This window comes from Anaerobacillus sp. 1_MG-2023, assembly GCF_030547345.1.
Lineage (GTDB): Bacteria > Bacillota > Bacilli > Bacillales > Guptibacillaceae > Guptibacillus > Guptibacillus hwajinpoensis_B.
Window position 1 is genome coordinate 1 of the sequence record NZ_JAUORD010000095.1, and the last position, 276, is coordinate 276.

1 protein-coding gene is annotated in these 276 nt (G+C 40.9%); it reads right to left on the bottom strand.

What is annotated here, in order from left to right; genetic code table 11:
* Positions 1-42: 42 nt before the first annotated feature.
* A partial coding sequence (locus Q4550_RS23430; RefSeq protein ID WP_303536607.1) for a winged helix-turn-helix domain-containing protein occupies positions 43-276 on the bottom strand: 234 nt, incomplete at its 5' end.

The window sequence follows — 276 nt, forward strand, 5'->3', positions numbered from 1 at the left end:
GCCCTGACCTACTTTCGTGTGGATGGCTTCGCCAAGTTCGAATTATGATAGTTTTATTCTTAGTCGATTAACGTTTACAGTTAGCGTTGTATCGCTAACAGAGCGTTGATCGTCCCAGTGGCGATTGATCAACTCATCTCTGATGACGATCTTGTTTTTTCGTTCAAGGATCATATGCAGTATGATCATTTCATTTTTCGTTAGCTCAATTGTATTTTCACCAACCGTCACTCGATTTCGCTCCGAATCAATAGTAGCACCATGCCATGTTATTAG